Annotated in this window: 10 protein-coding genes; 2 read left to right on the top strand and 8 right to left on the bottom strand. The window is 31.9% G+C overall.

Annotated features, from left to right (window positions below; translation table 11 throughout):
* Positions 1-166 precede the first annotated feature (166 nt).
* On the bottom strand, positions 167-466 hold the full coding sequence (locus J2Z80_RS13505; RefSeq protein ID WP_209454856.1) for an FtsB family cell division protein: 300 nt from the start codon (positions 464-466) through the stop codon (positions 167-169).
* A gap of 76 nt (positions 467-542) precedes the next feature.
* Positions 543-1019, bottom strand: coding sequence for a spore cortex biosynthesis protein YabQ (gene yabQ, locus J2Z80_RS13500; RefSeq protein WP_209454855.1), 477 nt, complete (start codon positions 1017-1019; stop codon positions 543-545).
* 157 nt (positions 1020-1176) lie between these two features.
* Here yabQ and J2Z80_RS13495 point away from each other — a divergent pair, with 157 nt between their 5' ends.
* A complete protein-coding gene (locus J2Z80_RS13495; RefSeq protein ID WP_209454854.1) occupies positions 1177-2796 on the top strand; it encodes a putative manganese-dependent inorganic diphosphatase in 1620 nt (539 codons plus the stop codon).
* Between the two features lies 1 nt (position 2797).
* On the opposite strand, the gene J2Z80_RS13490 is transcribed toward J2Z80_RS13495, so the two are convergent.
* From J2Z80_RS13490 to yabN, 6 genes are all read right to left on the bottom strand, one after another.
* Positions 2798-3430, bottom strand: coding sequence for an MtnX-like HAD-IB family phosphatase (locus tag J2Z80_RS13490; RefSeq protein WP_209454853.1), 633 nt, complete (start codon positions 3428-3430; stop codon positions 2798-2800).
* Positions 3431-3501: 71 nt separating this feature from the next.
* On the bottom strand, positions 3502-3798 hold the full coding sequence (gene yabP, locus J2Z80_RS13485; protein ID WP_399388431.1) for a sporulation protein YabP: 297 nt from the start codon (positions 3796-3798) through the stop codon (positions 3502-3504).
* Positions 3799-3875: 77 nt separating this feature from the next.
* On the bottom strand, positions 3876-4811 hold the full coding sequence (locus J2Z80_RS13480) for a SpoIID/LytB domain-containing protein (RefSeq protein WP_432422728.1): 936 nt from the start codon (positions 4809-4811) through the stop codon (positions 3876-3878).
* Positions 4812-4935: 124 nt separating this feature from the next.
* Entirely contained in the window at positions 4936-5175 is a 240-nt protein-coding gene (locus J2Z80_RS13475) for an RNA-binding S4 domain-containing protein (protein WP_209454851.1), read from the bottom strand.
* A gap of 45 nt (positions 5176-5220) precedes the next feature.
* Positions 5221-5496, bottom strand: a complete 276-nt coding sequence (locus tag J2Z80_RS13470; protein WP_013296814.1) for an HU family DNA-binding protein — start codon at positions 5494-5496, stop codon at positions 5221-5223.
* 74 nt (positions 5497-5570) lie between these two features.
* Positions 5571-7058 carry a bifunctional methyltransferase/pyrophosphohydrolase YabN gene (gene yabN / locus J2Z80_RS13465; protein WP_209454850.1) on the bottom strand — a complete coding sequence of 496 codons (1488 nt, stop codon included), beginning with the start codon at positions 7056-7058 and terminating at the stop codon, positions 5571-5573.
* 195 nt (positions 7059-7253) lie between these two features.
* Here yabN and J2Z80_RS13460 point away from each other — a divergent pair, with 195 nt between their 5' ends.
* Positions 7254-8570 (top strand): helix-turn-helix transcriptional regulator, encoded by a 1317-nt coding sequence (locus tag J2Z80_RS13460; protein ID WP_209454849.1) that lies wholly within the window; start codon positions 7254-7256, stop codon positions 8568-8570.
* The last annotated feature ends 11 nt before the right edge of the window (positions 8571-8581 follow it).

Below are 8581 nucleotides of genomic sequence, written 5' to 3'. Positions count from 1 at the left end.
CTTATTTTTATCGCAAAATCATTGTTATTTTTTGTATCTAATATCTAATTTATGTCATTGTATGCTGCTGGAAATTAGTTTCCGAAATCACTCTTTATTTAATTACTAATACGTTTATTATATATTAAAAAATTCCTACTATCAAGCACCTTAAAAAATTCTTATTCTATTTTGACGAATCTTTGCTATCTTTAGCCGTATCTACAAACATAATCTCTCCTTTTTTTACAAGCCCTAACTTTTGTCTTGCCTCATTCTCTATAAATTCATTTGTCTTAATATATTTTATCTGATTATTTAATCTTTTATTCTCCTCCTCAGCAGCATTCACTTTAGAAGTAACCACATTTAACCTATTGTCTAAAATATTCAAAGTAATTTGTTGTTTTACGAAGGTAAATGCTACATATACGACAAAAAGAAGTAACAATATTGTTTTAAATTTAATTTTACTTCTTCCTTTCATGACTTCAACAAACCTTTCAAAGTATTTTCGTTTTTTATTACTTTAAAATATATTCGACATCGCAACTAAAAATCCTTTATTTTTTTTTCTTAAAAATATTAAAATGAGATATTATGTTGTAAACTAGTTTACCAGGTATGCCCATCATTTTTGAGAAATATCTGATTGGCACAATCAGCATATTATATACAGCTATAAACGGATATGCTACAATTTTGTATGCCTTTATAAATATATTTTTTGCGATTTTATAAACCAACAGCAATAGCTTTATAACAAAAGGGCTTAACAGTATATTGTATAAAAGTATACCAATTAGGAATCCAAGAAATGAATAAAATCTTATTTCGGCATAGTTGCTTATGTATAAAAAAAATATGAAGACAATTGTTCCTAATATCCAAAAAATAATGTCTCCTATATCTGTCGCAAGTCTATTAGGTTTTAATATAATCCTTATAACTTTATATACATCGTATAAAATAGCAATTATCATGCCACCATATAACATGACAAGAAATGAATAAAGCTGGCTTTGTACATTCATTACCATTTACATTATACCTCCTCATATTATATTATATTTATATGAGATTTTGATATGATTCTTTAATACGCCAACCAATATTTAAGTTAAATTTCCCTAAATCTCAGTGATTCTACTATTTATTAAAAGTCATAATAAAATCTAAACAAAGGAGAAATCAAATATGAGTGTTGTATTTGTTTCAGGACATAAAAATCCAGATACTGATTCAATTTGTTCAGCAATAGCATACGCTGATTTAAAAAGGAAAGCCGATAAAATAGATGCTATCCCTGTAAGGCTAGGCCCTATTAACAGGGAAACACAATTTGTATTAAACTATTTTAATGTAAAAGAACCACTATTGATAGACAATGTATTTACACAGGTTGGCGACATTGCTTATGATAAACCTCTTACTATAAGTGAAAAAGCACCTATGTATGAGGCATGGAATGTATTATTAAACAATAACTCTAAAACTATAATAGTAGTAGATGATGAAAATAAACTAAAAGGCATCGCTACAATGGGAGATCTTGCAAAAGCATACTTAACATCGTCCCATGAATTATCAAATTACAATATTCCTATTGAGAATATTATAAAGACGCTAAATGGAAAAATAATTGTAAGAAATGAGGAATTCATAAGAGGTGATATAATTGTAGCTGCCATGCAGACAGAAAGCGTCGTAAGCAGAATAAAGTCAGGCATGACGCTGATTGTAGGAAACAGGGAAAATATTCAGTTGGAGTCCATAAGAAAAGGTGCCAAAACCATCATAATCACTGGAGGTGAAGAGCCGTCAAGGGCAGTAATAAACGAAGCTGAAAAATTTAGTTCAACATTAATAGTCGTACCTTGCGATACATTTGACACTATAAAGCTAATAAATCAGTGCCTCCCTGTGTCCCTTATAATGATTAAAGACGATATTGTCACTTTTAAAGACAGTGATTACATAGACGATGTAAGACAAACCATGTTAAAATACAGGTACAGAAATTTCCCTGTTGTGGATGATGACGGAAAAATATTGGGACTTTTAGCTCGCCGTCATATATTGGACTATAATAGAAAGAAGATAATACTTGTTGATCACAATGAATTATCACAAGCTGTAGATGGAATAGAAGACGCAACGATCCTCGAAATCATTGACCATCACAGAGTAGGCGGCATTGAAACAAATCAACCAATACTTTTTAGAAATCAACCTGTAGGCTGTTCTTCTACAATCATTAACAAAATATATGAAGAGAGAGGAATAACACCTGATAAACATATAGCAGGGCTTATGTGTGCTGCAATTCTGTCAGATACGCTTGTATTTAAATCGCCAACATGTACCCCTGAGGACATAATGGCCGCAAAAAAATTATCTGAGATAGCAGGAATTGATATAGAATCTTTCGGCAAAAAAATGTTTGAAGCCGGCACATCGTTAAAAGGCAAAACAGTTGATGAAATATTCTATATGGATTTTAAAGAATTTTTAATCGGAGATTTCAAAGTTGGTATAGGACAGGTAAACACTCTGTCAAGCATTGGAAATCTTAAAAATGACCTTCTTAAATTCATGGAAGAAGAAAGGAAAAACAAAAACTTTGATATGTTATTGCTTATGCTTACAGATATTATAAATGAAGGATCTTTGTTTTTATTTGCAGGCAATCACAAAGATCTATTGGAAAGAGCATTCAATATAAGTATAGACGACAACAATTTTTACCTGCCATATGTTATATCGAGAAAAAAGCAAGTTGTACCGCCAATAGCAAAAGCGATAAACTCAAATTAGTTTATCGCTTTTGTTTTAGATAATCTATGATATCTTTAAAATTTTCAAAAGGCATGTATGAAATATTATTTTCTTCACAATATTTTTTAAGTACGTCTTTAGCAAACAACTTATCAGCATATTGCGATACACAAATATCTGAGTAACCATCGCCAATAAAAATAATTTCTGAACCTTCCTTTTTGTACTTTTTTAAAACTTCCAGTTTGCAAGATCCACATTTGTCACAATCAGGAGACGTATTAAATGACGCAACAATTTTACCATCGCAAAAATCCAGCTTATTGCTGTAATACTCAATGTTTATATCGTATTTTTTTAAAATAGTCTTTATATTAAAATCATATCCATCACTTACTATAATAACTTTATAACAACGGTTATTGCAAAAATCAATAAAATCTTTAAAATAGCTGTCAATTTCTATATTGTCAAGCAATCTCTTTAACCTTTTTTCATCCATGTCCATAAGCTTAAATGTCTCTAATGCACATTCTTCTGTGGTTATTTTGCCTTCTTCCCAGTCTTTTTCTATATCCTGCCATCCATCCTTTGCAAAGGCTTTTACCATTGCATAGCACGTGTCTTCCTTTGTTATCGTACCATCAAAATCTACAAGTACATAAGTATCCATAAAGCATATCCCCTTTAAATCATATATTATTATAATAATACATGATTTAGGGTGTCTATTCAATTATTATCTTACCTAAACATTCTGCTTAAAAATCCGCCAGATTTCCCAATTATTCCACTTCTATCACTGTATGTAATGCTTATGAGTTCGCCATCTATCGATACATTGCCGTCATCTAAATTCAGCTTATTTATGTGAAGTTCCTGTCCTTTAATTGTCAAAAGGCCCATAGACGTCTCAAGCACAACAGTCTCATCGTCAAAGCTTACAACATTGTCTACTCCTGTTATCTGCATCTTTTCTCTGTTCTGAACAGAAATATTTTGTGCCTTATTGGTGTTTGTCCCTCTTCTATCATCCATCATAACACCTCCTCTTTTAGAATAATTCTATGTCCACTATGTGATTTTTAGAACTTAAAAGAGAGCTTTTTAGGCTCTCTTCATTTCCAAAGCTTCACAATATTTAAATTTTTAAAGTAGTGCATGATAATGTCCTTTGCCTTTGCACCGTCTTTTGCCATCTGATATGCTCCCCATTGGGACATGCCAACACCATGTCCAAAGCCTCTTCCTTTTATCGTTAAATTACTGCCATCAAATCTGACACTATCAAGCATTGTAGACTTCATCTTCTCACTTCCAATGGCAATTCTAAAATCCGGCGCATTTACAGGTATTTTATCGAAATTAAGATTAATAGTCCTTCCAGATATACCTTTTGTCCCTATTTTTACTGTGCTAAAATCATTGATGTTTACACCCATTTTATTCAACGCATTCAAAACTTCTTGCTTTGTAAATGTGTAAGTCCAATGCTTGATATTTGCCGGCGCATCTTTGCTATCGTTAGACTTAACACTTTCAATATATGGAGGCTCTGGTTTTTTGTAGTTTAATCCTTCTTTCGCTAATGCAGTCCTTCCTGCCGCATATGAGTGAAACCACGCATCTATATATTTTCCATCGTATACTGCCACCAATCCCCTTGTCTCATTTACAGCCTTTTTTATATTTGAATTGATATTTGCCGGATTCCATGCCTGTGCTTCTTCAAAATCAGTCGATATATCAGCATCATCGTATTTAGACTTTCTAGTATCAACAAAATTCAACACATAACTTCTTGCTAAAATAGCCTGCGCTTTTAAAGCCTCTATAGGCCAATCGTTTTTGATTTCACCTGCCACTGTACCCATAACATATTGCTCTAAAGGCATTGTCTCAATCTTTCCTGTTTTTGCTATATAAACTTTTAAAATCGGTTCTTTTTTTGTACCACGGCTGATTTTAGCCGGTATCTTAGGCAGAGATACTTGTTGTTTTGTATTTGGCGACGGCCTCTTTGACGGAGCAGCACACGATGTCGCAATAATCATAAAAGCCAAAAATAACAAAAATACTTTTATTTTAGCCTTCAAAAAAATCCCTCCCATACAATATCCGTTCCTATCTTAGTATGTGAAGGATTATACATTTTAATTCTATATAAATCATGAAAGACTATATGAGCCTATACATTTTCTCAGCATCTTCTTTTAACGCATGCTCTTTTAAATCTAAAACTTCTGCCTTTATCACTCTGGTCCCAAAATTTATCTCTATGATATCGCCAACTTTTAAAATATCACCTGCTTTTGCCACCTTGCCATTTACCGATACCATTCCTTTGTCACAGGCTTCTTTTGCCACTGTCCTTCTTTTTATAAGCCTTGACAATTTCAAAAACTTATCAAGCCTCATTTTATCGTCCCCCAAAAAAGATAATCAGGTCATATGACCTGATTTTTATGCATTTACTAAATCTTTTAAAGCTTTGCCTGCCTTAAATACTGGTGCTTTTGAAGCAGGAATCGTAATTTCTTCTTTTGTCTGAGGATTTCTACCCTTTCTTTCTGCTCTTTCCCTTACTTCAAATGTTCCAAAACCTACTAGCTGTACTTTGTCACCTTGCTTTAGTGCTTCCTGCACTGCATCCACAAAAGCATTTAATGCTTTCTCTGCATCTTTTTTTGTTAATTCACTTTTTTCTGCAATCTTTGTAACAAGATCCGCCTTATTCACTATAATACCTCCTTAGTAATATATACTACTCTTATTTATTCTTCACAAAACTTAAAAATCCTGCTAATTTAAGCTTATTTTTGTACTTTTTTATTAAAATTATACATCTTAGCCTCATTCCATAGAAAATCCATCTCAGATAATGTCATGTCTTCCATTTTTTGGCCTAACTTTTCTGCTGAATCTTCTATGTATTTAAATCTGTCGATGAATTTTTCAATGGTCTTATGGACAGCAACTTCGGGGTCAATCTTTAAAAACCTTGCAACATTTACGATAGCAAAAATCAAGTCACCTAATTCTTCAACTTTATCATTTTCGTCTTCCCCTTTATACACCTCCTTAAATTCATTTAATTCTTCATAGACTTTTGCCATAGCATCGTCTACATTGTCCCAGTCAAATCCCACTTTCGCTGCTTTTTCTTGAACTTTATAACCCCTTATCAATGCTGGCATAGACCTTGAAACACTTTTTAATTCACTTGTGTGGGACTTTAAGCCTTTTTCATCTTTTTTTATTTCATCCCACCTTTTTAAGACATCATCTGAACTAGCTATTTCTTCACTTCCAAAAACATGAGGATGTCTATACACCATCTTTTTACACTCTGCATCGCATACATCGTGGAAATTAAATGCTTTCCTTTCATTTGCAATCTGAGAATGAAAAACCACCTGTAAGAGGACATCCCCAAGTTCCTCAAGCAAATTTTCATCTGAATCATTTTCTATTGCATCGATTACTTCATAGCATTCCTCAATTAAATACCTTTTTAATGTATTATGATCCTGTTCCTTATCCCAAGGACAGCCATTCTCGCTTCTGAGCCTTGCCATTATGTCCAGCAAATCATATATATCATATCTTTCCTGAAAAGTATTCTTTACAGGCGGTAAAAATATAGATGTAAGGTAATCAATCCAGTCGATTCTGTCAATAGAGTACAGCGGCATCGTCTCAATTCTCTCTTCGCCTTTTATACCAGCTCTTTTTATAACTGTAACTAAAAAATCATCGCCGTAAATATCCATCAGCTTAAGCTTTACATCTGAAGCTACCCTTCTGTTGTATACCTGTGTTACTAAATTATTACACCTTTTATCAGGTTTTATACTATCTAATGATAGCCCATCGATAATTTTAAATCCATATATAGGATCTACTTTTAACTGGTTGATAACAACATCTACAAAGCTCATCGCTGGAACAACTTCTACTTTTATATCGTCACTGCCATTTAAAAACTTTAATAAATACTCTACAGTCTTTTCTGCAACAAACGGATTACCAGGGACAGCATAAACTACATTATCATATTTTTCGGCAATTTCTATTATTTCCCGAGTAATATTATCATAAACTTCCTCAAATGTCGAGCCTTTTTCATATATTTTGTCAAAAGTTTCGAATTTTAGGCCCATTTTTTTTAAATATTTTACAACAGGATGCTTCTCTGTCCTTAAATATAATTTATCAGCATTTTTCATCTTCTCTATTGTTCCAATTGTCATTTGGTCAAATGCACCAGGTCCAAGTCCTACTATTGCTAAATTACCCATCATTTCACCTCCGATTATTTTAATTTATATTATACCATTGAATTGATATAAAAAAACAAAATTCTACACGCTATAGCCAATATTAAAAAATTTACTTAACTTAAAATTTATTAATAGTCTAAATAAATATGATTGAAAATTTCAACTAGTTAAATTATAATATATTTTATAATAAAAGGGGGAGGCCAATTTCTGATGGATGTGGTTAAATTAGGAAAAAAAATAAGAGAAGAAAGAAAAAAACTTTTTTTAAAACAGGGTGATATATCTGGTGATGAATTTTCAAAAGGCTACATTAGTTTGATTGAAAAAGGGAAAATAAATCCGTCTTTAAAAGCTTTAGATTTCATCGCAAATAAATTAAACAAACCGTTGGTATACTTTCTTGATGATGACTACAAAGATAAATCGGAACTTATGGAAGAAATCAACATGTACAAAAAGGTGCTTAAACTCATCATAGAAAGCAGAAAATCACTTGACAGCGGAAACTATAACGATGCAATAATGCTTTATGAAAAAGCTTTAGAGTGTAAAGTCGATGATTTTACTTTAAACATAATCAGTTTTTATCTAGGCAGAACATACGTCAAAATCGAAAATTACAAATCTGCGTTGGATTTATTTAAAAAGTGTTTACCTTATTTCGCTGAAAGCTCTTCTTATGAAATATTAGTAGAGATATACTATAACTTAGGCCTATGCTATGGAAATCTTCAGGATTTCAATGCATCACTTACATATTATTTAAAGGCTATCGACGAATTTGACAAAAGCAGTATAATAAATTATGAGCTTAAATGCAGGATATTGTATAGCATCGGGACTCTTTACAACAAAATGGGAGAACTAATTAAATCAAGAGATTATTATTTAAACTGCTTAAATTACGCAACCAAAACAAATACAGTCAATTATATTGCTAAATGCAATAACGGCCTTGGTCTCGTAAGTTATAAACTAAAAGAATACAAGGATGCCCTTAAGTACATTAGAAAATCGCTGGTAATAAGCAAAGCATTAAATATAAAAAGCGACATTGCTAATGAATATAACTATTTAGGATTTGTCTACACTGACCTGAAAAAATACGACATAGCAAAAAAATATTTTTTCTACAGCTATGCTATATACAAAGATTTATCAGATAAACTAGGCATGGCATACAACCTTACAGAATTAGGAAGAATCGAGTTTTATACTGAAAACTATGATAAAGCGCTAGAATACATAAATGCATCAATGAACATAGTCAAAGAATTAAACGAAGAAGAAGAGATGGGAAGATTGTATACTTTACTTGGTTGCATCCATCTAAAACTTAAGGATTTTGATTCATCTATGTCAGAACTTACTAAATCTGTGGAAATTCTTAAAAAGTTAGGGCTTAAAAGAGATCTATCAGATGCTTACAAAGCTTTAGGTAATTTATATATAAATATTGGAAAGCCTGATTTGGCCAGTGAAAATTTTAATAAGTCTATTGAACTTCTGTGTGACTATTACAAATAGGAGGCATTTTA

The sequence above is a fragment of the Thermoanaerobacterium butyriciformans genome (genome assembly GCF_017874545.1).
Lineage (GTDB): Bacteria > Bacillota > Thermoanaerobacteria > Thermoanaerobacterales > Thermoanaerobacteraceae > Thermoanaerobacterium > Thermoanaerobacterium butyriciformans.
Note: the sequence above shows the minus strand (reverse complement) of the source record. Positions and strands in the feature narration are given on the sequence as shown.